General features: G+C 33.1%; 21 protein-coding genes. 17 read left to right on the top strand and 4 right to left on the bottom strand.

The features are described from left to right. Positions 1-5 precede the first annotated feature (5 nt). The 7 genes from QP953_RS09065 (at position 6) to QP953_RS09095 (ending at position 8,055) form a co-directional block, all read left to right on the top strand. On the top strand, positions 6-2,297 hold the full coding sequence (locus QP953_RS09065) for an Hsp70 family protein (RefSeq protein ID WP_309554713.1): 2,292 nt from the start codon (positions 6-8) through the stop codon (positions 2,295-2,297). After that, a complete protein-coding gene (locus QP953_RS09070; protein ID WP_309554714.1) occupies positions 2,281-4,029 on the top strand; it encodes an AAA family ATPase in 1,749 nt (582 codons plus the stop codon). The genes QP953_RS09065 and QP953_RS09070 overlap by 17 nt, the downstream gene beginning before the upstream one ends. Before the next feature lie 12 nt (positions 4,030-4,041). Further along, positions 4,042-4,581 (top strand): TerB family tellurite resistance protein, encoded by a 540-nt coding sequence (locus QP953_RS09075; protein WP_309554715.1) that lies wholly within the window; start codon positions 4,042-4,044, stop codon positions 4,579-4,581. Positions 4,582-4,618: 37 nt separating this feature from the next. Next, positions 4,619-4,819 carry a DUF6804 family protein gene (locus tag QP953_RS09080; protein WP_309554717.1) on the top strand — a complete coding sequence of 67 codons (201 nt, stop codon included), beginning with the start codon at positions 4,619-4,621 and terminating at the stop codon, positions 4,817-4,819. A 168-nt stretch (positions 4,820-4,987) separates the two neighbouring features. After that, a complete protein-coding gene (locus tag QP953_RS09085) occupies positions 4,988-6,751 on the top strand; it encodes an RNA-directed DNA polymerase (RefSeq protein WP_309554718.1) in 1,764 nt (587 codons plus the stop codon). Beyond that, complete coding sequence (locus QP953_RS09090) at positions 6,748-7,383, top strand: hypothetical protein (RefSeq protein ID WP_309554719.1); 636 nt, start codon at positions 6,748-6,750, stop codon at positions 7,381-7,383. The genes QP953_RS09085 and QP953_RS09090 overlap by 4 nt, the downstream gene beginning before the upstream one ends. A gap of 12 nt (positions 7,384-7,395) precedes the next feature. After that, complete coding sequence (locus QP953_RS09095) at positions 7,396-8,055, top strand: hypothetical protein (RefSeq protein WP_309554720.1); 660 nt, start codon at positions 7,396-7,398, stop codon at positions 8,053-8,055. Here QP953_RS09095 and QP953_RS09100 read toward each other — a convergent pair. Then, entirely contained in the window at positions 8,047-9,063 is a 1,017-nt protein-coding gene (locus QP953_RS09100; protein WP_309554722.1) for a DarT ssDNA thymidine ADP-ribosyltransferase family protein, read from the bottom strand. The two genes, QP953_RS09095 and QP953_RS09100, sit on opposite strands and share 9 nt — an antisense overlap. Before the next feature lie 139 nt (positions 9,064-9,202). Next, positions 9,203-9,862, bottom strand: coding sequence for a hypothetical protein (locus tag QP953_RS09105; RefSeq protein ID WP_309554723.1), 660 nt, complete (start codon positions 9,860-9,862; stop codon positions 9,203-9,205). 118 nt (positions 9,863-9,980) lie between these two features. Between QP953_RS09105 and QP953_RS09110 the strand changes: the two genes are divergently transcribed. After that, a complete protein-coding gene (locus QP953_RS09110; protein WP_309554725.1) occupies positions 9,981-10,955 on the top strand; it encodes a hypothetical protein in 975 nt (324 codons plus the stop codon). A 268-nt stretch (positions 10,956-11,223) separates the two neighbouring features. On the opposite strand, the gene QP953_RS09115 is transcribed toward QP953_RS09110, so the two are convergent. Then, positions 11,224-12,237, bottom strand: a complete 1,014-nt coding sequence (locus QP953_RS09115; RefSeq protein ID WP_309554726.1) for a WYL domain-containing protein — start codon at positions 12,235-12,237, stop codon at positions 11,224-11,226. A gap of 116 nt (positions 12,238-12,353) precedes the next feature. Here QP953_RS09115 and QP953_RS09120 point away from each other — a divergent pair, with 116 nt between their 5' ends. The 3 genes from QP953_RS09120 (at position 12,354) to QP953_RS09130 (ending at position 17,196) form a co-directional block, all read left to right on the top strand. After that, positions 12,354-13,688 (top strand): AAA family ATPase, encoded by a 1,335-nt coding sequence (locus QP953_RS09120; protein ID WP_309554728.1) that lies wholly within the window; start codon positions 12,354-12,356, stop codon positions 13,686-13,688. Between the two features lie 250 nt (positions 13,689-13,938). Then, positions 13,939-15,306 carry a lysophospholipid acyltransferase family protein gene (locus QP953_RS09125; RefSeq protein ID WP_309554729.1) on the top strand — a complete coding sequence of 456 codons (1,368 nt, stop codon included), beginning with the start codon at positions 13,939-13,941 and terminating at the stop codon, positions 15,304-15,306. Positions 15,307-15,462: 156 nt separating this feature from the next. Then, the gene (locus QP953_RS09130; RefSeq protein WP_309554731.1) at positions 15,463-17,196 is read left to right on the top strand and encodes an SWIM zinc finger family protein; all 1,734 of its coding nucleotides are present in this window, start codon (positions 15,463-15,465) and stop codon (positions 17,194-17,196) included. A 71-nt stretch (positions 17,197-17,267) separates the two neighbouring features. Here QP953_RS09130 and QP953_RS09135 read toward each other — a convergent pair whose 3' ends face one another. Next, on the bottom strand, positions 17,268-17,501 hold the full coding sequence (locus QP953_RS09135; protein ID WP_052592616.1) for a hypothetical protein: 234 nt from the start codon (positions 17,499-17,501) through the stop codon (positions 17,268-17,270). Between the two features lie 386 nt (positions 17,502-17,887). Between QP953_RS09135 and QP953_RS09140 the strand changes: the two genes are divergently transcribed. The 6 genes from QP953_RS09140 to QP953_RS09165 all read left to right on the top strand — a co-directional run bounded on the left by QP953_RS09140 (position 17,888) and on the right by QP953_RS09165 (position 25,467). Further along, the gene (locus tag QP953_RS09140; RefSeq protein WP_309554733.1) at positions 17,888-18,412 is read left to right on the top strand and encodes a hypothetical protein; all 525 of its coding nucleotides are present in this window, start codon (positions 17,888-17,890) and stop codon (positions 18,410-18,412) included. 13 nt (positions 18,413-18,425) lie between these two features. Then, positions 18,426-21,353, top strand: a complete 2,928-nt coding sequence (locus QP953_RS09145) for a hypothetical protein (protein WP_309554734.1) — start codon at positions 18,426-18,428, stop codon at positions 21,351-21,353. Between the two features lie 56 nt (positions 21,354-21,409). Beyond that, entirely contained in the window at positions 21,410-22,477 is a 1,068-nt protein-coding gene (locus QP953_RS09150) for a leucine-rich repeat domain-containing protein (RefSeq protein ID WP_309554735.1), read from the top strand. 106 nt (positions 22,478-22,583) lie between these two features. Continuing rightward, positions 22,584-24,173, top strand: a complete 1,590-nt coding sequence (locus QP953_RS09155) for a type I restriction-modification system subunit M (protein WP_309554737.1) — start codon at positions 22,584-22,586, stop codon at positions 24,171-24,173. 10 nt (positions 24,174-24,183) lie between these two features. After that, positions 24,184-24,336: a hypothetical protein gene (locus QP953_RS09160; protein ID WP_309554739.1), complete on the top strand. Its 153-nt coding sequence runs from the start codon at positions 24,184-24,186 to the stop codon at positions 24,334-24,336. 96 nt (positions 24,337-24,432) lie between these two features. After that, a complete protein-coding gene (locus QP953_RS09165; protein WP_309554740.1) occupies positions 24,433-25,467 on the top strand; it encodes a restriction endonuclease subunit S in 1,035 nt (344 codons plus the stop codon). Positions 25,468-25,478: the final 11 nt, after the last annotated feature.

Consider the following 25,478-nt stretch of genomic DNA (forward strand, 5'->3'; position numbering starts at 1 on the left):
ATATTTTGAAAGTAGACTATGGAATATATTTAGGACATAACTCAGCCTCTATCGCTAGAATGGAGGCAGGGAGTCCTATTGTTTTAAAGAGTGATACTTTAAAGGATTCTATTCCTATGTGTGTGTATTTCAATAAAAAAGGAGGTGTACAAGTGGGGGATTCTGCTTATAATGCTCTAAAGATGGAGCAAGTTAGGTCAATTAAAACTTCCAGTGGTTCTAGAAATAATGCTTTTGTTGAATTTACTCGAACATTAGGAACAGATAAGAAGTATTATAGCTCTCATGCTGACAAAGAATTTAGATCTGAAGAGTTATTAGCAGAGGTTATTAAGAAATTATGTTCTTTTGATTCTTCTATGAAGATTAATGCTGCTTTTTTAACTATACCTGCTGCATTTAAAATTAATCAAATTGCTGCTGTAAAAAGAGCTGGGCGATTAGCAGGGCTTAAACAAGTAGAGATTATTCAAGAACCTGTTGCTGCTGCAATTACATATGGGCTTAACTCGAAAAGTAAAAATGGATTCTGGTTAGTATTTGATTTTGGAGGAGGGACTTTTGATTCAGCTTTACTAAAAGTTGAGGATGGGATCCAAAAAGTAGTTGATTCTGAAGGAGATAATCATTTAGGTGGGAAAAATTTAGATTTTGCAATAGTAGATAATCTTATTATTCCTCATATTGAAGATAATTATTCTATAGAATATATATTAGGTGATTCTTCAAAGAGAGTGGAATATAGAAACTCGCTAAAGTTCTTTGCTGAAGAAATTAAAAACAATCTTTCATTTAATAAGGAATATAGTATATATGTCGATCCTGGAGATTGTGGAGAAGATGATGATGGAGCAGAAATTGAAATTGATTTAGTTGTTTCTCAAGATCAACTAGAAAAAGTTTTAAGACCTATTTTTCAAAAAGCTATCAATTGTAGTTTGGAATTACTTGAAAGGAATAATCTTAAAGGATTTGCACTTGATACATTGGTGTTAGTTGGAGAAGAGACTTATTCTCCTATCTTAAGAAAGATGTTAAGAGAACAAATTTGTGAACCAGATTCAAGTATTGATCCTACAACAGCTATTGCAAAGGGAGCAGCATTGTATGCTTCTACAATTGATTTAAATCAAGAAATAGTCGAAAGAAGCAAAATGGATTCAAAAATTCAGTTAGAAGTTAGTTGTGAATCAACATCTGTAGAAACTGAAGAGTTTGTGACTATAAAAATTTTAGAAGATGAAACTCAAGTTGTAATCCCTGAAATAATCTATGCTGAAATTATAAGGGGAGATAATGCTTGGACAAGTGGAAAAATAGAGATTAATACAATTGGAGAGGTGTTAGAAGTTCAACTGAAAGAGGAGGATACAAATATCTTTGGTATTACACTTTTTGATGATAAAGGCAATCTCTTAGATTGTGAGCCAAGTAGTTTTACAATAATACAAGGTATTAGAGTAACAGATTCCATGAATACGTTACCATATAATATTGGAATTGAAATTAAAGATAAAAATTTTGGGAAAGATATATTTTCTACAATACGAGGTCTAGAAAAAAACAAGTCATTGCCTGTTTTGGGAGTGTTAAGTGGATTAAAAACTCAATATCCGATACGACCAGGTGTAGAATCTGATATTTTTAAAATTGGCTTGTATCAAGGAGAACATGATGCAGATGGAGCTAGGGCTATTTTAAGTCATTATACATGTAGCGTTAGAATTACAGGAAAAGATATACCAACTCTCTTGCCAAAAGGAAGTGAAGTGGATTTGACAATTTCAATTAATAGTTCTCAAGAAATGGTTGTACAGGTTTATTTCCCTTATTTGAATTATTCAACTGAGGCTGAGGTGTCCTTGATGACAAATCAAAAATTAGAAACAAGTTGGTTAGCTAATGAGATTAAAAAAGCAAAATTAGAACTTAGTTATTTGAAAAAATATCATTCTGACTCAAAATTATCTGAATTAGAATTAGAACTGTTTGATATTGAGGATAAGTTCAATAAAAACTTGAACGATGTTGATAATAAGCAAGAAGTTTTGAGGTTACTAAGAAAAGTAATTAAAGAAATAGATAATCATTTTAATAGTAGTGATAAAAATATATTGACATCAATAGAAATGGTGGAAGACTTATTATTCCAATTGGCAGAGGACGGATATCTGAGCAGTTCTGAGTTTCAAAAATATTTTGAGCAAATATACGAGATGAAATCAAAAGAGAATATTAGCATAGACACACTTTTATCTATACATGATACTTTAAAGCAGTATGAACAAAAAAAATAAAGGCATATTACCCAAGGGATATATTCTCAACTCAAAGTATACAATTAACTTCTTTCTTAAGAAAGGGGATTACGCAGAGAGTTATAGAGTCAAAGATGATGCAGATAAAATGAAGTTTCTAAAGCTTATTGCTTTTGCTAATCTTCATCGTACGCAGTATAATTCAGATGGAAACATTTTGGAAATAGAAATTGCCAAAAATATTAATCATTCAAGTTTAATTAAGTATTGTGAAGATGGAGAAATAGCCTATGAAGGGCAAAAGTATGCCTATTTAGTTTTAGATTTTATTAGTGGTGAGACTGTAGCAGATAAGATGAGTAGAGAGGAAACTTTAAATCAATATGAAGCTAAGGATATTATTATTGATGTTTTGGAAGGGTTAGATTACTTACATACTCAAAATACTCCAATCATTCATAATGAAATTACGAACTTGAATGTGATGATGGATTTATCTCAAAACATTCCAAAAGCGAAAGTTATAGATTTTGGTTATGCAAGGTTTTTAAGTCAATCAACTAAGGATTTTTATACTGAGGGGTTAAATCCTTTTTACATGTCTCCAGAGTCCTTCAATAATGTATTTTCTGTTCGTAGTGATATATTTTCAGTTGGGGCTCTTTACTATCACATGTTGGTTGGTCTTCCTCCTTGGTTTGTTGAGATGTCAAATTATAAGTCTGACAAAGAAAAATTAGCCGAACTAATTGATGTTGAACGAAAGAAAAAACTTAGAATATCTGACCCTGACATTAAAGTTGATGAATACACGTTTAAAGTTATTCAAAAGGCTTTAGCTCCAAAAGCAGAGAATAGATTTAAGTCTGCAAAAGAGTTTCTCCAAGCTCTAAATGGAGAGTATGATTTTGAAAGTACACCAATAGCTACTCAGAAAAAAGAAAAAATAGCTGTTAAAAAGGAAGTTCAAGCGGGGAAAGGATTTTCTGCAATTGCAGGGATGCAAGAGCTTAAAGATATGATAACATTGGATATCATAGATGCCTTGAATGATCGAGAACGATATGAAGAATATGGATTGACTATACCAAATGGTATGTTACTGTATGGACCACCTGGATGTGGTAAAACTTTCTTTGCTGAAAAAATGGCAGAAGAAATAGGATTTAACTTTTTTCAAATTAAACCTTCAGATATTCAAAGCAAATGGGTAAATGCTAGTCAAGAGAACATAAAGCAACTATTTGATGAGGCTAGAGAGAATGCCCCTAGCATCATCTTTATTGATGAATTAGATGCTTTAGTTCCTAATAGAGATGATTCAGGAGTCCATCATATGAATTCATCAGTAGTCAATGAATTTTTAGCTCAAATGAATAATTGTGGAGAAGATGGTTTGTTTGTTGTTGGGGCCACCAATCGACCTAATTCTATTGATCCTGCAATTTTAAGAGCAGGACGCTTAGATAAGGTTATTTATTTGCCTCCTCCCGATTTAGAGGCAAGAAGACTTATGTTTAAGTTACACTTAGAGAAGCGACCAATTGAAGTAGGGTTTGATTATTTGGCATTAGCAAATGCTACTGAAAACTTTGTATCAAGTGATATTAAGTTTTTGTGTGATGAGGGAGCAAGAACAGCTCTTAAACGAAAATCAAGAATTTCTAAGGAGATTATGTTGAATGTTATTAGAAAAAATAAGCCATCCATTTCGCTTTCAGAATTGAAGAATTATGAAGTGATGAAGGAAAGATGGAAAGTTAAGAAATAAAAAACTATAATTATGGAAAAGCTATCATTTGAAAATTTACTACTAAAAACAGCATTTTGCTGTATGGCTTGTGATGGAGATATAGATCAAAAAGAAGTAGAATATATTAAAGCATTGTCTAATGGGACAAAGGTGTTTGGAGAAGGGAATGTTACAGAAAGAATGAATTCCTTGAGAGAGGAGATTAATAATGATGGTCATCAATTCCTTAGAAGCTTTTTTATAGAGTTAAATGGAGCATCTTTGTCAGAAGAGGAAGAAATGAAAGTTGTTGAAGTTGCAATTGATACGATTAAGGCTGATAATGAAATTGAGTATAGTGAAGTTAAGTTCTTTAAAATTATTCGTTCAAAACTCAATATTTCTAATGATAAGATTTTAGCAGATCATCCTGACTTTGAAGAATATCTTGAGCAAGATATCATTAGTACTTCATATTTGTTGAAGCTGCAAGATAGTTATTTTAATTCTCAAGCTTTGCCTAAGTTCGAGCCTATTCAGGCTATTGATGAAAAAACATTAAAAGATCTTGAAAACAATAAAGGCGAATAGATTTCTATAATCTCCTATCCCCTTTCAATATTTATCTATGGAGAAACCAATTAAGATTTTCTTGGCTTGTATTCTTTTTGTTTGTTTATTAAAAATGCCTTATGGTTTTTATCAATTAGTTCGAGTTGCTGCATTAATAGGGGTTGCTATTCTAGCTTATATTGAGAGTCAAGCAGGAAAGATGGAAATGGTGAGATTGTATTTAGGGTTAGCTTTACTTTTTCAACCCCTTCTATAAAATTGCTTTAGGGAGAGAGAGTTATGGAATATAGTTGATGTTATGGTTGGGATAGGATTACTTGTGACCCTTGTTATTGATAATAATAAAACATCTAATAGTTAGTCTAGGTTAGAAATAATTTATACCTTAAATCATAGAAAGAACGAGTTTACTGAATCATTGAATATGTCTTTTAAAAAATACTTTAATTTTGCTAATTTAAGATTAGCATGGGAAAGGATGCTAAGATGGACTGATCCAACCGTCAAAGATTATTGGGGAATAAAAGTATTTGAGTCTAATTTGGATCAAAAGCTTAATCAATTATCTCAAAAATTGATTAATGGTGAATATGCACCTATTCGACCTCAAAAGTTCTATGTACCTAAGCCTTCAGGCACACAAAGAACAAAAACAAAACTGATGGTCCAGGATGCTCTCGTTTACCAAGCAATAGTCAATATTATTGCTTATGAGTCCTACGAAAAATTATCTGAATATGACTATTGTGTATTTGGTAATGTATTAAATGAAGAAGTAGAGGAGGGAGTAGAACTACTTAGCAGTGTCGATTCAGAAAAAACTCCAACTTTTTTCTTTTTTAAATCTTATCCAAATCTTTATAATGATTTTGCAACTTTTGTGAATACCATAATTGTTGAGGATGAAATCAGGTTTAAGCTAGAGACAGATATAACAGGTTTTTTTGATACCATTCCTCACTTTAGATTATTGTCAAAGTTAAGCGATGAATATTCTGTTGAGGATGAAATTCTTGAGTTGTTGTCCGATTGTCTAGATTGTTGGTCAGGAACCAGAGAGCAAGAAACATTTGATATAGGAATCCCCCAAGGTCCTGATCCTTCATTCTTCCTTGCAAATATTATTCTTCATGATTTAGATGTCCTCATGGAAGAAAAAGGTGTAGATGGTTATTGTAGATATATGGATGACATTAGAATCTATGATAATGATACTAATAATCTCTTTTCTGCAATGATAGAAATAGATAAGTATCTTAAAGGTTATGCATTATCTCTCAACTCAAGTAAAACTCAAATAAAAGAAATCTTAGATAAAGACTCTGATGATTCAATTATAGATTTTCATGTTGATTATGAGAGTGCAGATATGGAAGTGTCAAAAATCTTAGATAAGCTTTATAAAGAGCATGGTCTTGAGGATAAGTTTAGTCACCAAGCAAAACGAACTACAAAAAATAAGAAAATCACTTATGAAGAAGTTAGTGGGAAAGAGAATATTATAAAGTTTTGGAAAGAGGAGTTAAGCTTTGTTGAAAATAGATTTCCAATTTTTATAGATAATAACTCTCAAGGGCAGCTAGAACTGATTGCAACTAAGTCAAATGTGGAAAGAAAATTCCTCGATCTTGCTTTTAAGTATAGAATAGCTTTGCAAAATTTGAAGTCTCTAATAAATGTGGAAGAAACAGAATCTAATGGAGAGACTCCTAGTTTAATGTCATTGGTAAAGATTGAGGATATTGAGTCTTATGAGAATACTTTAAAATACTGGCTGTTTCTCCTTAACCAATATCCATGGAGAGCTTATCATTATTGTATGGTTTTAAATGAGTTCCCTACTGATGAAAACTTAAAAAAAGGATTATTTAAATTGATTGAAACATTTCAGTTCTATGAATGGACTGTACATCATTTGTTTCTAACACTATCAATATCTCAAAAATTTGAAGAGACTGAATTAGATGCCTTAATCGATAGTATTTCAAGGTATACAGATTATGGGAAAGTTGGTCTATACAAGCTCTTAATATATCACTGTGAGACTGAACTGCTTAATAGTAAGTTATACTCCTTATTACAAAAAGAGCCTAACAAATATTTAAAAAAGGAACTTATCGACTTTTTTATAGAAAAAAGGTCAGGAAATTTTGATTCAAATGACTTGTTTAAATCCTTTGGTCTATGAGTTTTAAAGATAAGAAAGATAAAAAATTTCTCTCAAGCTCTGATTTAGGAGTTAGCGAAGAGGAGTTAAATGAGTTGTTGAGACGCATAAATGCTCTTAAAAAAATAAAGGATTGTCTCGAGTATTTATATGAGGACATAATTCAAGTTCAAGCTCTGGGTTTTTCATTTAAATGTTCTTTATCAACTAGCGAGTATATACATGCAAACAATTATGCATGCAGTTGTTTGAACCTGGGATTGAGTTGTAGAAATGTTCTTGATAATGATGCAAAAGATTGGATTTCAAATGCAATAATCTGTTTTGATACTTTAATAGTTCACTATATCTCTAGTGTTCGAAAGGAAGTTATTTATAGTCAAACAGGAAAACTAAAGGAGAGAGATAGTTACTTCCACCTAGAAAGTAAAGGAGGGAATTTAGCTACGATTGGAAGTTGTTTTAATGCTGTTTATCAGTTTAGGTCTCAATTGGCACATCCTAGATATAAAAACAATACGAATGGTTTTAGGACTATAATTCCAACTTCTAATAAAGTGAAGAAGCAAGCATTGCAAGGCTCGATTCAGCTTTTAAAAAGGGGATTGAAGTTGTTATTAAATGAATACAAGAGTTCTTACCCAAACTGTTAAACTTTTACTTTGATGATGAAAGATAAGTTGAATTCGCCTTTTGCTGTTATCTCAAAAATTGAATCTGTAAATACTAGCTTTAAGGTCTTGTATGATAAACAAATAAGGCACTATAAGCTAAGAGAACATACCTACCTCGTCCTAAGCGAGTTCTTTAAATATTTTAATGCCTTTCCTTTACCTCTAGAAGAAAAAAAAGGGAGAGCTTGGTTTAAGTATTTATTGGCATTACATGATATCGGAAAAGCTATTTCTAGTGGAGGTGATATTATTGAAGATAAGTATATATATACGAAAGAATTAGTTAATCAGATTGCATCAAGTTTAAATATCGAAAATGAGCTAGAATTAATATTAGCTTTATTAGAGTTTGACTCCTTAGGAGAATATTTTAGAGGAAAGGCAAATCTAAATTCTACAGTAAGAACTATTGAACAACAATCATCGAAGGCTAAGGTTAATTTAGAAGATTATTTTCGACTAAAGTTTATTTATTACCAATGTGACCTAGCTTCTTATACAGAAGACGCTGGGGGAATAAAGTTTCTAGAGTATCTTTTTGAATACGATGGAGGCAATAAAAAGATTAACTCAAATGAGCAAAGAATTGGCTTTTCAAAGAAGTATGAAAAATCGTTGGGGCAACTTGAGAGAAAGCTTGGGTTACAATAGCTCAAACATTTTACTATCTAGCGAAATCTTAATACCATAGTGATTTGGGAAGAATTTCATTGCTACTTTTAGCTGTTTCTCATTTTGGAAAATGATCTCTTCTACATAAAACATCTCAATGATGTCTTTAATTAGTACTTCTGAGCATCTAAGCCGTTTTATTTCTGCACTATTTACCCAAGTATCTTTTTGGATCCATTTCCACTTTAATTTATTAAACTGTTCTATTGATTGATATATCTTTGTTTTCTTACAAGCTGCGTTCCCATCTGAAAAATAGGCATGCTCTTCAATTAATATATTAGGATTTATTTTTAAGAAGATTAATTGATGCCATCGTTTGTCTTCTTGAAGAGTTTTGAGCATAGGATTTTTGGGGTTGATATACAAAGGAACACAATCATGGATATTTAAATCAATTGCATCATAATGCTTGTCTCTCATTGAGTTTACTTCGCTATTGGAGATATCTTCCCTGAGATATCCTTTATTGTGAGCAGTTTTATGAGATAATAGGCCAAATCGAAGAATTTTAGATAAGTTCAGAATACTTGTCATATGGAATAATCCATCAAAGGGGAGCCTTAATAGATGTTCTTGGGGCAGCTTTGCTCTCTTTGAAATAATATACCTTTCACCACTTGATTTGACGAAATGATTGATTTCTTTATTCAATTTAAGAAGGTGGTTTGTGTATTTCTCTAAGCGTTCGTTTTGTTCGGGCATTTTAGGGATATACGCATAACTAATATATCTGTGAATATCAGAATATAAGAACTTGTAAAACCTTAAAATTTTGTATAGCTTATTATCATATAAATCATCGACTTTTTTGATAGTATCATTTGAAAATTTAAGAGTCAGATGGAGCATTGTATTTGATGTGTCTTTAGGTATTCGACCTAGAAGGGGGAAGGCAACTGTTGATTTATATACTCTCTTTATGGCAAAATTTATATGCTTGCTAGGAAGTTCTTCTTTGAATATTTTGGTGTAAAGTTTATTCATAGAATCTTCAATTGTATCTCTTTCCTGTAAGTTTATATACAAAAGAAATTTTCTTACACCAACGAGTTTGTTTTTAAGAAAATTACAAATTCTCAAGTAATAGTTGTCGTTATATATGTCTAAATAAGAATCCATCAATTTATTCAAAGTATTCAATGATTAAGGATCTATGAGGAAGTTCAATTGCAAACCTTTCAACTTCACCAAAAAAATCTAAATCTATATGGAATAGGTAATCAGGATCATACCCCTTATAGGTGTATTTTTCGTTTTTACAGCTCAATTTATAAGCTTTTTTTGCAGAAAGATTAGGTTCTATACTAACTATTGCTTCTTCTCTATTACTGCCAATGAAGTTTATGATTACAATTCGTTCTACATCCATCCTTTCATCAGCGATTAATTTTCCGAATTCAAATCTTTTATGTTCTGTCGCATAAAATTTATGAGAGATTGTATAAACATCATCTATTTTCTCACCATGTTTCTCATAAAAGTATATTCTTAAAAAATCCCACATTCCTTCGAATTCAAGATTTAAGTGAAGCCCCATTAACAGTCTTTCTGCTGTTTTTTTATCAAAATCTTTAGGGAAAAGTTGTGTTGCAGCAGCAAAAAATAAGGCGGTATCCTCTTTTTCTTTGTGATAAAAAGGGTTTTCTTTTTTTTGCTTTAATAGATATAGACATGTATTATTCATCACTTCTGTTTGTATGTGTGATGGATTGAGTTTGGAAAGTCTTTGTGATAATTTTGATGCAGACTCACTTAATATTCTTGCAGCAGTATTGATATCCATGAATTAATTTATATATTATCTATCAAATTGATTCTATAGAAATAACCGAAATCTAGTGGTTTAAATAAGAAACGTTTAGAATCAAATCTTCAATTAAATATATTAAAATAATAGTAAAGTGGAGAAGAGTAATGACCAAAAATTGAAAGAACTTAGTGAAAGAGAAGCTTTTTTTAAGAGTGAACGAAACTTTGCTGGATTGATAGATGTTTGCAACGAATATCTTGAGTTGGTCGATTGTGCTTATACAAGGGAACGATGTATCCCCTTAAAAGCTTATTGCCATGCAAGATTAGGAGAAGATAAAGTTGCTCAAGAGACTTTTGAAGGATATGGTTTTTTAGCGATGTTGATAGGTCAGGAAGTAATTTATCAATCTATAGCCATAGTTAATTTATTTATCCAGAAAGATCCTATTGAGTTCGATAAGTTTCATTTTAATACCTTATTAAGTTGGCTACGTCATGCGGAGACTTCAAAATTGGTGCAGGGAATAGTATTTGATTATGAAGATTTTTTAGGTGAGGTAGAACTTGCAAATGAATCAGGGGTAAAGGTCAGAAATAAGGAGTATACGGAAGAACTTTTAGAGATTGTTTTTGTTGGGATGTTAAGGTTCTCGGACCAAAATGTATATTATAACAGAGCAGAAAATAAGGTATTTATGCATGTCGAGGGGTATTTCTCTGATATGCATGTTCAAAACCATAAAGCTGAAAATGAAAAACTAGCTAAAAGAATTGTTCATACCGATGCTCCTGATATTGTAGATGAAAATATTCATTTTTTATTACCAAGGTTAAGATTAATAGATTATTGTACTGCTATATTAAAACAAGCTTCTGTTTTAGAACCAATTTTAGAGAGAGCTAATAGTAAGATTTATAATGGATTGAAATATCATTATGAAGATTTAGAGATAAGCGATATCTCTATGACTGACCATAATATTCCAGAGTATTATAAAGTAATGTTTAATTCTTTAGAGGAGGTTGGTTTAAAAGAAAGTGAATTAACAGAAATATTGACTGATGCTCAAAATGATATTGCTAGAAATTGGTTAGAAGAGATCAATAGCGATAAAGATTTTTAAGTTATTATTTCTCTGTAAAGACTACCCTCAGGACAAGACGTACTCCCAAAATCAGGATGACCATAAACTTGAAGAGGTTGGGTAAGCATCTTACGAAGATGATTTCTATATCTGAACCATCTCCACTATTATTGCCACTACTAAAGCTATTGTCATTATTTCCAAATAGGAATTGAATCTGCTCTGCGGTTAGTCCAGGGTTTTGCCCTGATACATCGTTTCGACCTGTTAATGTGTTAATGGAGTATCTCCTGTTGTATTAGTATTCTTAATACCTTTCTAGATTGGCTTTTAAGCGATCTATTATTTTATTCTTAATCATTTGGGGACCAAGAATTTTTATTTTTTCTCCAAAAGATAGTAATAGACGCTCAAGTTCGTAATTAGGAAAAACTTTAATGGAAATCACAATGTTTTTATTATCTAAAATTTCCTTCTTTTTCTGAGTTGGGTGAATGGGCTTAGTCAGAATGTATGGTGCAAGATCACTTGAGACTTCGAAAATGATTTCTTCTTGATTTTCGTATGGCTTTTTAGTTACTCCAATTATATCATAAAAATAATCATCTTCCCAGTTGAATTCAAAGAGATCATATTTCTCATCAAGCTCTTTGATGGCAACTATTCTATCTAATGCCAAATTCCATGTGTAGATTTCTTTTTCTTGGTGTTTCCCAAATGTAAACCACCTGTTATTATATTGTTTTAAGATGTAAGGGTGAAAGATTAAGTCATAGGACACCTGGCTTTTAAAGTCTTTATAATTGACTTTCAATACCCTTTCGTTCACAATAGCATTAAAGATAGGTTCAATGAATTGAATCCCTGTATAATCAATGTTGGATTCAAAAATTATTATTTGTTTCTCATTGTTAGAAAGGCTTAGTCGATCATTCAGTAGCGGTATTATTTCGTTAATCCATTCAAATTGAGGAAGCCCACTAAACCTAGAAAGAACTAATAAGGCTGATTTGATACTTTCAGATTCTTGCAAGCTTAATGGACTATTTCTTATTGAATCACTCTTATCAGCATAGCGATAGTATTTCTTTTTTCCATCTTGATGCCTCACAAGATCTATCCCAAAACTTTCTTCGCTTTCCATAAATCTAATGTCCTTATAGAGTTGGGTTTTTCCTATACTACTATCAACCCCGTTAATTTCATATAACGCTTTATTTATTTCTTCTATTAAGTCTTGCCAGTAAAATTTCCTACCAAAATTACTGAAACATTTATCTAATACTTGATATCTGAGATAGGCGTTTTTATTGATAGGCATATTGACTGAAGTTGTTTTATGAGATAAAAGAGTGTGGAAATTAATAAAATATTTCCTGTACACAAAGAGTGCACAAGAGAAAAATACTTTTGTATTATACTCAAAAATATAGACTCATGGCAGCAGATTTTTCAAAGACTCTAGGATTTACACCAAATACTAATCAAGAGAATGCTCTTAATAGAATTGTAAGTTTTATTAATTCAGAGAATGATGTGTTTATTCTAAAAGGATCTGCTGGTACAGGCAAAACTTCAATAGTAAAGGCTATAACATCCTACTTAACAGAGAAAGATATTAACTTTCAAATTGGAGCTCCAACAGGAAGGGCTGCTATGATTATAGGTGAAAAGACCCAGCAAGTCTCAAAAACCTTACATAGCCAAATCTATATTCCAGAGAAAGTAGAGAATGGAGGCGTACGATTTGATAGAAAGGAGAATAAGGAAAAAGATTTGACAATTTTCTTGGTTGATGAGGCCTCTATGGTTAGTGATCAAATAAGCAAGAGTAATAACTTTTTTGTTACTAAGCCCTTACTGGAAGAATACATTGATTTTGTAAAGCAGGGGAACCCATCTAATAAAATTATTTTTATTGGAGATAGGTATCAATTACCTCCAGTAAAACAAGATTTCTCCCCCGCACTAAAAGCAAAATATTTATACGATAAGTATAGCCTTAGTTGTGTGGAATATGAATTGACTAAGGTTATGCGTCAAGGAGCAGGATCAAGTATTCTCAAAACTGCAACCTCGTTACGTGATTTGATGAGCAAAGGAATAATGAGAGGAAATGTATCTATTCAGCGAGAGAAGTATCCATCCAAGGCTTTGAAAAAATATCTTTCAGTCTTTGACAATAATAGTATTGATAAGGTAATTGCTATTTGCTCGTCAAATAAAGATGTAGACTACTGGAATCGTTGGATTAGAAGAGAGCTTGGAATTGCAGATAGAAAATTGTCTGTGGGGGATTTTGTTGCGACCCAAACAAGTTGGCTCAATAAAGAAGGACAGTTTGTTTGTAAAGGGGAATATGGTAGAATCCTTAATGTAGATCCTTCTAGTGAAAAATATGCACTTTTGGATTTTGTAAATGCAGATATTGAATTCATTGGGTCTAGTGGTTCTCGTAAAATAGTATCTACTAAAATTCTTTTAGATTCGCTTGACACTAAATATGGTATCCTTGAAGAGCAGCAGGAGAAATATCTATATGCTGAAGCAATGAAGCATAATGCTGATTTTAGAACATCTCAGAATCCATCTGATGATAAATATATCGGAGCTCTACGTCTAAAACATGCTTATGCTACTACTTGTCATAAAGCTCAAGGTGGTGAATGGGAAAATGTACTGATTCATCCCTGGAGGCTAGAAAGTAATTTGCAGTGGGCTTATACCGCAATAACAAGGGCTAAGGAAAATGTATATTCCTATTGTGCATAATTAAACCAAAAACCCCAATTCTTTATAGGATTAAAAAGAAAGAATATATAGCAAAAAGTATTTTTTTTGTTAAAAATCAGTGGTTTATGGCTAGGTTTATTCTAAAGGGAGAGCTGAAATATCTTTAGAAAAGATTAAGACAAATTTTCATGTAAAGCAATATTTTCTATAAATTCGTTACTGCGTGGTACTTCGTGAGATCGCTAGCACACCTCTAACTATTGTTATTTCTAACCTCCAAATTACTCCAATGATAACCTCTCTGTTTCGCTTTATTGTTCGAATCGCCATTCGCATTTTTTTTCGAAAAATAACGGTTACCAATTTAGACGTTCTACCTAAAGAAGGTCCCCTGATTGTTGCAGCTAATCATCCCAGTACTTTTATGGATGCTTCTGTTATCGGCAGTTTTCTGTATCAAAAACCTCGATTTTTAGTCAAAGCTTCTTTGTTTAATACAACTTTTAACAAATGGCTGCTGACGAGTATGCGAGCGATACCCGTACAGCGTGCACAAGATAGCTTAGATGGTCAAGTGGATACCAGCTTTTTATTTTCCAAATGTTTTGAACGGTTGGCAGCAGGGGATACCATTCTAATTTTTCCAGAAGGAGTGAGCAAACATGGGCGACAATTGCACAAAATAAAAACGGGTGCTGCGAGAATTGCTTTGGGCGCAGAAGCAGCAAAGGAGTTTAACTTAGGCGTAAAAATAGTAACCATTGGACTCAACTATTCTAATCCACGGCTTTTTCGGAGCGATTTGTATTTGACCATCAAGGAGCCTATTGATGTGCGTGCTTGGAAAGAACTTTATAACAAAGATGAACGAGATGCTGTTGCTGCTTTAACTCAAAAAATTAAAAATCAATTGCACGAACAGATTATTACAACGCAAGATGCAGAGGAAGATAATTTGCTAGAACAGATTGAAGATGTCTACAAAGGGCGATTGTTAGAAAAGTTTGGTTGGGATAAGAAAAATGCTGAAGCTAATTTTCAAGCAACCAAAGGAATGGAGGAAGCACTACGTTATTTCAAAGAAACAGATGCCAATCGTGTTGCCCAATTAAAAAATAAACTAGAAAGCTATTTTCACAATCTAAATCAGTTGTGTTTAAATGATGATTTATTTGAGCATAGTCATGAGCGGCGATCTTTTTTAGTTGCAGGTTTAAAGCATAGTATGTATCTAATATTGGGATTTCCAGTTTGGTTATATGGACTCATCAACAACTATTTACCCTATACCTTGCCCTCTAGGTGTGCCTATCTAATAACCAAAGATGAAGAATACATTGCGCCCATTATGATGTTTATAGGGATTCTTACATTTCCTCTTTTTTATACCCTACAAGTTTGGGGGATACAAAAATATATGGGCATAGAATGGCTTACTTTTGTATACGCTTTGTCGTTGCCTTTGACGGGCTTTTTTACTTTGGCGTATTGGCAAGATGTACAAAATACTAACGATCAATGGACGTTATTTTCAAAGTTCTACAACAAAAGTGATTTGGTCTCAGAGCTCATCCAGCAACGTAGTGATATTGTACAAGTCTTGGATCAAGCAAAGCAGGAATATTTGTTGATTTTGGGAATGGAGGAGGATGCGTGAGATAGGGTTCTTCAATGGCTTTAGCAGTGAAACAAACGAAGTTCATGAAATAAATAGTACAGAATAGCTTCTTGCATAATTTAAAAAATAATTAGAACGCTTGTTGCAGAGATGTTGTACGAGTGTGAAATTTTGTTTATTTCTTATTATGAAAAAATGAAAACACCACAAGAAATACAAGGATTTGAATCTCAAATTGATGCTGTTATTTTGCAGAGAGGAAGGAATTATTATGAGAATGGAAATATAATAGAAGTAACAGAATTAACGACAGACACCTTTGAGGCCGTTGTTGCAGGTTCTTATAATTATAAAGTAACCGTTGAATTGGTTGGAGACGAAATTATAGATTATACTTGTGATTGTCCTTATGATATGGGACCAATTTGCAAGCATATTGTAGCGACGTTGTCTTATCTGAAGGAAATGAAAGGACTGGAGGTAATCGAGGAGGAGATAGAGAAGCCAAGCCCCGAAATTTCAAAAGAGAAACCTAAAAAGCCCAAAAAAAAGAGAAAGACCGCCCAAGAAAAAATAGAGCATTTATTGAAAGAAGTGTCTGAGGATGATTTAAAGGCATTTGTCTTAAAACGAGCACTGGAGGACAGCCATTTTAGGCGTTTGTTAGAGCTGTCTTTTGTTCTCCAAAAGGATCAATTGTCTGCGTCTTTTTATAAAAAGCAAATCAGGGTAATTTTAACCGCCGCCAAAGATAGAGCAGGCTTTATTGATTGGAGAGCGGTTAGAAGTGTTCATAAGCCAATTGTGCAAATTTTGAACAAAGGACATGAGCAACTGGAACAACAGCATTTTTACAATGCTTTTTTGATAGGAAAAGCTGTTTTGGAAGAGATGATAGCGGCATTGAATTTTGCGGATGATAGCGATGGAGGTATTGGAAATCTTGTTTATATGGCATCCGATCTTTTGAGGGAGCTTAGCAAAGTAAGATTGCCCCAAAAAACACGGAAGGCATTTTTTGATTATAGCTTGAAAGCGTTTGATAAGGAAAAATTCTGGGGATGGGACTGGCATTGGGATGTGTTAGAGTTTGCTGCTGAATTATTTGAAAGTGCAAAAGAGGCAGAGCAATTGATGTTGGTCATTGATAAAAAGAATTATAAAGATTATCATTTGGAGATGATTCAAAAAATCAAATATGAGTTAATTGAAAAAATAGAGGGCGTTGAACAAGCCAATGCTTACTTGGAACAACATATACAAAATTCTAGATTAAGAACAATAGCTTTGGAAAAGGCTTTTGGGCAAGAAGATTATCAACGGGTGATTGAGTTGGCAAAAAATGGCATTGAGCAAGACGAACGTAGTAAACCAGGCTTAGCAAACGGATGGAGAAAATGGCTTTTGAAGACAGCGCAAGCTCAAGAGGATAGGGAGGCAATCATAACCTATGCTCGATATTTCTTCTTAGATCGTGCTAGCTCTCAAGAGGAATCTTATCAATTATTAAAACAAACCATTCCTGTGGATGATTGGTTGGTTTTTGTAGAGAATTTAATTGCCGATGTAATGGCTTTGCGCAGTTGGTATAAAAGAGAATGCTTGGAATATATCTATATAGAAGAAAAACGCTGGGCAAGTTTGTTAGAACTATTAAAAACGGAGCGTAGCTTTGATTTATTAAAGCGGTATGAGCCTTACTTGAAAAAGGCATATAGCGAGGATTTAGTAGCTTTATACGAACAAGAAATTGTGGATTATTCCCAATGTAATGTAGGGCGAGGAAGTTATCAGATTATTTGTCAAAATATTCGTAGAATTCAAAAATTAGGAGCGGCAGCTAAGGCGGCGGAACTGATTGATTATTTGCGCATGACTTATCCCCAACGCCCTGCTTTGTTGGATGAATTGAATAAGCTACCTAATTAAGTCGAAAAGATTTGTAGCAACGAAAAAACTCGCTCTCAAATTGAGGCGAGTTTCTATTTTTAAAAAAAAGATTACTTTTTCTTAGCTTTCTTTTTTTTCTTATTTTTTCCTTTTTTAGTGCTTTTCTTTTTAGCGTTCACTTTAGCCGATTTTTGAGCTAATTTTTTCTTCGCTTTTTTCTTTTTGTCCTTCTTTTTAGCGGCTTGCTTTTTGCTAATTTTCTTGCTTCCTTTTTTTAACTCTTTCTTCTTTTCTTTCTTTTTAGCATCACTTTTTGCAGTGCCTTTTTTATCTGTTTTTGCCATAATATAAGCTTAAATTTTTGAGTAAATATGAGATTATTAGATAACCATTGAATATCTTCAATTGAGATAGTAAAAAATTTACAATTGGTTAATGTTAGATGCGAATATATTGTTTTATTGTAAACTAAATGTAAATTTAATGTTAAGTAATTGATAAATGATTAAAAAGTAATCCATAATTGGAATTATTTAGAACGCATAATCCTAGGGAGAATGATGAAGGTGCGTGCATTTTGTTTTGAAATGAGCAGCTGTTGTATATACGATGTTTAGTGTGTTTGTTGTGTGAGAACTATTTTCTTTATTCATTTTTTGTTTGCAAATGAAGTTTTTTTTTATTAATTTGGGACATTATTTTTATTTATAAAAAATAAATTGAAAAGAGAATGAATCCTATCTTGACCGAACTCTTGGAAGAGAGTAAGAAGTACATTGTTTTGTACGAAAAGCAAAATAATGATGAAAATTTAGCTGCTCAAATTACGCCTGCTCAGAAAGCGTATTATAAGAATATTAAGGTTTTAATTCCACAGCTTGAAGCACTAGAGAAAGAGAAAGCTCCGTATTCAGGAGCGGTAGAATTTAACGAGATGTACAATAAGTATTTTGCTTATTTGGATAAATTTACAAGCGTACAACAATCCAATGTTTCGGCTGTATTGCAAAGTAAACGCTTGCTAGATCGATTGCAAAAATTATACGGTATGATTTCGTCTGAAACGATTGAACGCCAAGTTCAGGTTTTAGGACAAAGAAAAAAATCGATGGATAAATGGTCGAATAAATTATCAGAGCAATTGCAGAGTGAGGAAATGAAAGTTAGTTTGGAAAAGCGCTTTGAAGAATTATTGCAAATTGCAAATGAGGCTATTGGCAAACAAGGAAAAGATACCATCTCTCTTAATCTCTAAACCTTAAATTATCATGACAAAAAAAGAATTTCAAGAAATGGTGGCAATTAATGCTGCTTTAGGGAATAAATATGATGCTGTTTTAGCAAAGTTAAGAACAACATTAGACTTTGAAGTAGCGGCTACGGATGCCCTATCTATGGAAGAGGACTTTCCAGATAAAGAAAGCTTAGCTGAGTATATACAAAAAAATATAATAGATCCAGTGCCTAAGATATTCTTAAGTGCTCCTGAAATTGATGAGAGAGAATTGGATATATCTGTAATTTTGAAGTATTGGGAAGATGAAGCGAATAGTCCTCGTTATCAAAAAAAGATAAAAGTCGGTATTCGATATCCAAAAAGAAGAGTACTTCTTATTGAAACACCTTCTAGAGGTTTTCTGTTGTATCTCATCGCTATTTTTACAAAGATAAAGGGACCAATAACTTTTTCAGAGGTATGCCAAAAGGTAAAATCTGCTGCTAAAAGTTTTGACGAAACAATTGTTGATTATGTTACTGCTATTCGAGCAGAGAGAAAGAAATGGAGAAAGTATTATAGAAAAGTAGATTCTTTTTTAACGCCTAGATACGTAGAGATTTATAATAGCATAAAAGATGTATACTTAAATGATTATATCTTAACTAAAAATGATTTTGAAGAAGGGATAGAGAAATGGAAAGCAGCGATACAGGCAGAGATGAAAAGCATTAAGGCTTTTGATACAAAAGATTCTAATCCTGGTTTAGAAGGGGTGCCAATTGAGAAAGTTCAGTTTGAAAAATGGCTAAACAAGAGCTTTGATGATTTAGGGAGTGAATATCCTGTTTATGCTGAATTAAAGGCTAACTTATTCACTTTCTTTAAAGGATTCAAAGGACCTCTTGTACTGGGAGCTTTTGCTAAGTATATAGAAAAAGAAGGGGGGAAAATTGAAGTTCCTAAATACGATTTTGATACCTATAAAAGTATTAAGGATGACTCTGCAATCTATGACGAATTGAGTAAAATATCTTTGAAAAGGGATGTGTTATTAAAATCTTTGGATAAAACGAATCCTATTTACTATAACCAAGATCCTGTTTTGAGTAAGAGTTTTGAAGATTTTAAGGCTTCTATAGAGGAAGCTATTAAGGAATGGAAGAACAATATTGCTGAGAAAATATATGCTATTAAAGTAGTTGGTTTGCCTGAGATTAATAATATAAAACAAGATGTGAAACAGGGGTGTATTGGCTATTCAAAAGATATCTGTGATCAGCTTATAGCCTTAATTGACAAAGGATTTTCGGATGCAGCAATTTATAACTCTAGCAAGTTATTGAGAAATGTTAAAGATATTTTATCAAGCCAAAAAATTGTACCCAAAGATACAACTGTTTTGGCACAAGAATGGTGGAAAAAGTCAGAGGCTACGCTAAATGCAAATTCTAATTTGGTTCAAAAAGATTTATTACCTCATCCTATTACAATTGTTAATGCCTTTGATAGAAACATACTTCAAGGTGTTAGCCCTCAGGAATTTGATCGCTCTATGAGGAGATGGAGAGATGATATACGGGGAGCGATTAGTTTAATCGCTATTGACTTTCCAGAAGGCTCAACAGTAGTTGGAAAAGATTTGTTAGAGCATTTAAGTTCTTATTTTGAAAACCCTATTTTGAAACGTTTGTGGACGCAAATGAAAACTCTTTTGCCCAAAGGAGGCGAAACAGTTAAAATTGAGGGTTTGCAAGAAAAATGGCTAGCGGCTATTGCTGATGATAATTGGGACAATACTGTTTTAGCAGCAAAGGCGGATCAAAATGATGGGATTGGACTCTTGTTTTTAGATTTTTATGAGCATTATGCAGACAAAAATAAAATTCAAGTTTTCTGTGACTCGGCTTATAGTTTATTGCCAAGTAAAGAAGAAATTGGATTGGCAATCAAGAATGCAATTAAAAAGAAAGCAGTAGTGCCTGGCCCTAGAAAAATAAATCCTATTAAGCAATTAGGGGAGCAGGTATCTATTTTAGATTTAAAAGACCAATATTTTGCTTTGAGAAATAATGTGTTAGATGGCTATCGAAATATTGTTAACCAAACAAGTAATTGGCTGACTAGCGTTGAAAATGTTTCTTTGGCTTATGTAAAAGCACATAAAGTATACGACCAATCGGTTACAAGCTGTAAGAAGTCGGCTCAAACACAAGCAGAACATGCCAATATGATTCTAGGAACTGTATTTGTTGGTGTAGGTGTTGTCGCAGGTGCTTTTGTTGCACCACTAGTAGCTACAGCAGGTGTAGTCTCTGTATTTGGAGCCTCAATGGCAGCTGGTCCTGTCGCTGGGTTTGCTGGAGGAACAATTGGAAAAGCAATTGGTTCTAATTTTATGGCAAGTGCTAAAAAATTAACAGATAACTCACAAACAGAGTTTGAATTTTATTTAGAACTCAAGCAAAGTTTCCCTAAAGATATAGCAAAGCTGAAAAATGAAATAGAGAAAATAATTACAGGTATTGACGACAAAATCCAGTATTTGGCAGAAAACGGTCCTTCTGGAACAAAGGATTTAAGGAATCCTAGCTTTAATATAGAACAAGAAAAGAAACGTTTAAAAGAGGGAACCTCTGCCGTTAATAGTTTTATAAAAGAACTGAATACGGCCATTAATGTTATTCAAAGTCAGGCAATAAAATTGACACCTAAAGTGGAGGCAATTGATGTCTTTGAACGGAATCTATATCGAATATTTATCAAAAATAACTTTGACATTAATAGCTATGGTGGTATTAGAACCAAAGATTGGGACGTTATCTGTGGTGCAACGTTTTTTAGATCTAGGTTGATAGGGTTTAATTTATTGACTGAAGATGATTTTATTGATGAAATATTCACTAATAGTGATGGTGAAAGTGATATGAAAAAACTCTTTCAATTTGCCAATTCAAAAGCAGAAGCTTATTTACAGTAACTAAATTCAGAAATAGTCTTGAGAATATCTCAAGACTATTTCTCAAATAGAGCATCATGAAATATACATTCGTTTTTTGTTTATTGATAAGTTTGGTCGCTTGTAATATTCCTATAATTTCTACTTACGAAGGCGGAGCGGTAGGCGAATTCAAATTATCAGAAAAAGACAAAGAGGATTTGAAGCATCATCGGACAATAAGTTTAAGAATTAAAGGGCAAGCAGAAGAATTGGAATTATTAAAACAGTTGTCCTCTAAAAAAATTAGCAGTTTGTCCTTAAGTTATTCGGAGTCGTTTAGCTTGGATACATCTGCCTTAGAATACCTTAATTTTACAACACCAGTAGCTGTTTATTGGGGAACTGGGATATATGGAAAAACAGATTCCATATTTGATAAGGCTTTGATGAAACGCATTAGTCCCCATGATTTATCGGTGCATTATAATTTTGAAAGCAGGCATTTAACAGATTTACTGATTCAAATGTTGCCTTCGTATAAAAAATTGACGGCTTTGTGGTTGAGTAATTTTAACTCCTTCGCCTTTCCTGAGACACATCCTCAGCAAGGAGTATTGGAGGCGGTACTAGATGCTTTGTTGGTGGAGAAAAAGCTAAAAAGCTGGCGCTTGGGAATAGAAGGGCTGGATTCGATTCCATATAGAATCGGAGCACTGAAGCAATTAGAATTGTTGGATCTTTCTCATGGCGCTTTTGAAAGCTTACCCAGTAGTTTGGGACAATTGACAAAATTGACAAGTTTGATTATTCAGAGAAACAGCAATTTAACACAACTACCTGAAAGCATTGGAAACCTAAGAAAACTAGATCAATTATACCTTAGTGAAAATCAATTAAAAAACCTACCATCGAGTATAGGGAAACTAAAAAAGTTGCACACATTGTATTTATATAACAATCAATTAGAAGAAATTGGAGCTTTTATTGGTGAGCTAACAAAATTAGAAGATTTGAGGCTAAGTCATAACCAATTGAAAACACTACCAGAAGAAATTAAAAATTTGAAAAACTTGATTGAATTACACTTGTCGGACAACCCCATCTCTAAAGCAGAACAGGAACGAATAAAGAGCTTGTTGCCAAATACTACGATTTATTTTTAAAGGAAGTTTGAAACTTTTTTGTATAAAGTTTCGTGTAATATGACTTTATTTAGTAGTTTTCTCAAGATAGCATTGAATTGAAGATTGTAAGGACTAAACACAAATAATGTCAGAAGAACACAAAAAACAGCTGGAGCAACAGCTTTGGAATATTGCCAATACCCTAAGAGGGAAAATGAATGCGGATGAATTTAGAGACTATATTTTAGGCTTTATTTTTTACAAATACCTATCTGAAAAAATGCACTTGTACGCCAATCGCTTGTTGGCAGGGGAGGACATCGAAGAATATACACAGATAGACGAAGCTTCCGCAGAAGGAGAAGAATATTTGACAGCGATTAGAACAGAAGCGGTGGAAACCTTGGGTTTTTTCTTAAAACCTAGCGAATTGTTTCATCAAGTGGCACTACGTGGCGCTGCTCAAGCAGAAGATGAAAATGCCGAAGCTCAAAGCAATTTTATTTTGCAAGATTTGACCGATATTTTGAAGAGTATCGAACAGAGTACGATGGGCGCAGGGAGCGAGGACGATTTTGAGCAATTGTTTGAAGATTTGGATTTGACCTCGACTAAATTAGGGCGCACGGAAAAGGACAAAAATACCTTGGTGGCAAAAGTCTTGGCGCATTTGGATAAAATTGATTTTAAGTTAGAAGATACCGAAGCCGATGTGTTGGGCGATGCCTACGAATATTTGATTGGGCAGTTTGCGAGTGGAGCAGGGAAGAAGGCAGGGGAATTTTATACGCCACAACAGGTGTCTATGGTCTTGGCTAAGATTGTGACCACCAACAAAACAAAATTGAAATCGGTTTACGATCCCACTTGTGGCTCTGGGTCTTTGTTGTTGCGAGTTGCCAAAGAAGTACAACAAGTTTCTACCTTTTATGGGCAAGAAATGAACCGTACGACCTACAATTTGGCTCGTATGAATATGATCATGCACGATGTTCATTATAGTAAGTTTGACATCAAGCAAGAAGATACCCTAGAGAAACCACAACACCCGAACTTAAAAGCGGAAGCCATTGTGGCGAATCCTCCTTTTTCTGCCAAGTGGTCGGCAAATCCTTTGCACAACAACGACGACCGTTTTTCTGCTTATGGCAAATTAGCCCCTAAATCCAAGGCAGATTTTGCCTTTGTGCAACACATGATTCATCATTTGGATGAAGCTGGCACAATGGCGATTGTTTTGCCACACGGGGTTTTGTTCCGTGGTGCAGCGGAGGGCTTGATTCGTCAACATTTGATTGAAACTTGCAATTACTTGGATGCGGTGATTGGCTTGCCTGCCAATATCTTTTATGGAACTAATATTCCAACTTGTATTTTGGTTCTGAAGAAAAAACGAAAAGATATAGATAATATTCTATTTATAGATGCTAGTCAAGGATATGAAAAAGGAACTAATCAATATATTTTGAGACCAGAAGATATTAGTAAAATTATAGACACTTATAGAAATCGCAAAATAGAAGATAAGTATAGTTATGTAGCTCCTATAACTGAAATTATAGAGAATGATTATAACCTTAATATTCCTAGATATGTAGATACATTTGAAGAAGAAGAAATTATAGATCTAAGAAGTGTTTCAAAAAAGATAAAAACTCTTAATAAAGATATTGCCAATTCAGATAAAATCATTGCTGCTTTTTGTAAAGAATTAAATCTTGATACCCCATTTTAATATAGAACCAATGAATATTGTTGAGCAAAAAATAAAAAAAACTAAATTTCCAATATTACGATTTTTAGATTTTACTGATAGTTGGATATCTATTTCAGTAGAAGAAATTGTTAATAGAGTCTCTAAACCTGTAGATGTAAAAGAAACAACTCTTTATCAATAAATTGGAATTCGATCACATGGGAAGGGTATTTTTTATAAAGAACCTGTCACAGGAAAAATATTAGGGAATAAAAGAGTCTTTTGGGTTCAGCCTGATATGTTTATTGTCAATATTGTATTTGCTTGGGAACATGCAGTTGCAAGAACAACAGAAAAGGAATTAGGGATGATTGCTTCTCATCGTTTCCCAATGTATAAGCCAATAAAAGATAAAGTTAATCTAGATTTTCTTATGTATTTTTTCCTAAGAAAGAAAGGTAAACATCTATTAGGGTTAGCATCTCCTGGAGGAGCAGGTAGAAATAAGACATTAGGTCAACAAGCATTTGCTAAGTTGAAGGTAAATATTCCCACCCTCCCAGAACAACAAAAAATAGCCAACTTCCTATCTTCGGTAGACAAAAAAATCGAACAGCTCCGCCAAAAAGTAAGCCTCTTGGAGGACTACAAAAAAGGGGTAATGCAGCAGATTTTTAGTCAGAAAATTCGCTTTAAGGATGATAATGGGGAGGCGTTTGCGGATTGGGAGGTTAAGAGGTTTGGAGAAATATTTTCTTTTATTCGCACAAATTCATTTTCTCGTAATCTTTTAAACTATGATTCTGGTGAGGTCAAGAATATTCATTATGGAGATATACATACTAAATTTAAAGGCTTACTAGATTTATCAAAAGAGAAAGTTCCATATCTAAATCAAGAAGTAGATATTTCTAAAGTTGCGGAAGAGGATTATTGTCAAGAAGGGGATTTAGTTATTGCTGATGCATCTGAAGATTATGCAGATATAGGAAAGTCAATAGAGGTTGTAAATTTAAATAATGAAAGGTTAGTTGCTGGTTTACATACATATATAGCTCGTTCAAATACAAAAATGGCATTAGGTTTTAAGTCTTATCTGATGCAATGCTGGGATATTAGACATAAAGTTATGGTAATAGCCACAGGTGTTTCTGTCTTAGGTATATCTAAAACAAATTTATCAAAGATAACGATAGAGTTTCCTTGTGTAAAAGAACAACAAAAAATAGCCAATTTCCTAAGCAGCATAGACGATAAAATACAACAAAGCCAACAACAATTAGAGAAAACCAAACAATTCAAAAAAGGCTTGTTACAGCAATTATTTGTATAATAAAACGCCCT

Origin of the sequence: Aureispira sp. CCB-E, from assembly GCF_031326345.1 — a bacterium.
In the GTDB taxonomy this organism is placed as follows: Bacteria; Bacteroidota; Bacteroidia; order Chitinophagales; family Saprospiraceae; genus Aureispira.

What these genes read in the sequence shown, in the direction of transcription:
- QP953_RS09165 (WP_309554740.1), top strand. Translation starts at nt 24,433, where the DNA reads ATGTTTATTGTCAATATTGTATTTGCTTGGGAACATGCAGTTGCAAGA.
- QP953_RS09070 (WP_309554714.1), top strand. Translation starts at nt 2,281, where the DNA reads ATGAACAAAAAAAATAAAGGCATATTACCCAAGGGATATATTCTCAAC.
- QP953_RS09080 (WP_309554717.1), top strand. Translation starts at nt 4,619, where the DNA reads ATGGAGAAACCAATTAAGATTTTCTTGGCTTGTATTCTTTTTGTTTGT.
- QP953_RS09120 (WP_309554728.1), top strand. Translation starts at nt 12,354, where the DNA reads ATGGCAGCAGATTTTTCAAAGACTCTAGGATTTACACCAAATACTAAT.
- QP953_RS09095 (WP_309554720.1), top strand. Translation starts at nt 7,396, where the DNA reads ATGATGAAAGATAAGTTGAATTCGCCTTTTGCTGTTATCTCAAAAATT.
- QP953_RS09130 (WP_309554731.1), top strand. Translation starts at nt 15,463, where the DNA reads ATGAAAACACCACAAGAAATACAAGGATTTGAATCTCAAATTGATGCT.
- QP953_RS09155 (WP_309554737.1), top strand. Translation starts at nt 22,584, where the DNA reads ATGTCAGAAGAACACAAAAAACAGCTGGAGCAACAGCTTTGGAATATT.
- QP953_RS09085 (WP_309554718.1), top strand. Translation starts at nt 4,988, where the DNA reads ATGTCTTTTAAAAAATACTTTAATTTTGCTAATTTAAGATTAGCATGG.
- QP953_RS09140 (WP_309554733.1), top strand. Translation starts at nt 17,888, where the DNA reads ATGAATCCTATCTTGACCGAACTCTTGGAAGAGAGTAAGAAGTACATT.
- QP953_RS09090 (WP_309554719.1), top strand. Translation starts at nt 6,748, where the DNA reads ATGAGTTTTAAAGATAAGAAAGATAAAAAATTTCTCTCAAGCTCTGAT.
- QP953_RS09160 (WP_309554739.1), top strand. Translation starts at nt 24,184, where the DNA reads ATGAATATTGTTGAGCAAAAAATAAAAAAAACTAAATTTCCAATATTA.
- QP953_RS09150 (WP_309554735.1), top strand. Translation starts at nt 21,410, where the DNA reads ATGAAATATACATTCGTTTTTTGTTTATTGATAAGTTTGGTCGCTTGT.
- QP953_RS09145 (WP_309554734.1), top strand. Translation starts at nt 18,426, where the DNA reads ATGACAAAAAAAGAATTTCAAGAAATGGTGGCAATTAATGCTGCTTTA.
- QP953_RS09105 (WP_309554723.1), bottom strand. Translation starts at nt 9,862, where the DNA reads ATGGATATCAATACTGCTGCAAGAATATTAAGTGAGTCTGCATCAAAA.
- QP953_RS09100 (WP_309554722.1), bottom strand. Translation starts at nt 9,063, where the DNA reads ATGAATAAACTTTACACCAAAATATTCAAAGAAGAACTTCCTAGCAAG.
- QP953_RS09135 (WP_052592616.1), bottom strand. Translation starts at nt 17,501, where the DNA reads ATGGCAAAAACAGATAAAAAAGGCACTGCAAAAAGTGATGCTAAAAAG.
- QP953_RS09125 (WP_309554729.1), top strand. Translation starts at nt 13,939, where the DNA reads ATGATAACCTCTCTGTTTCGCTTTATTGTTCGAATCGCCATTCGCATT.
- QP953_RS09115 (WP_309554726.1), bottom strand. Translation starts at nt 12,237, where the DNA reads ATGCCTATCAATAAAAACGCCTATCTCAGATATCAAGTATTAGATAAA.
- QP953_RS09075 (WP_309554715.1), top strand. Translation starts at nt 4,042, where the DNA reads ATGGAAAAGCTATCATTTGAAAATTTACTACTAAAAACAGCATTTTGC.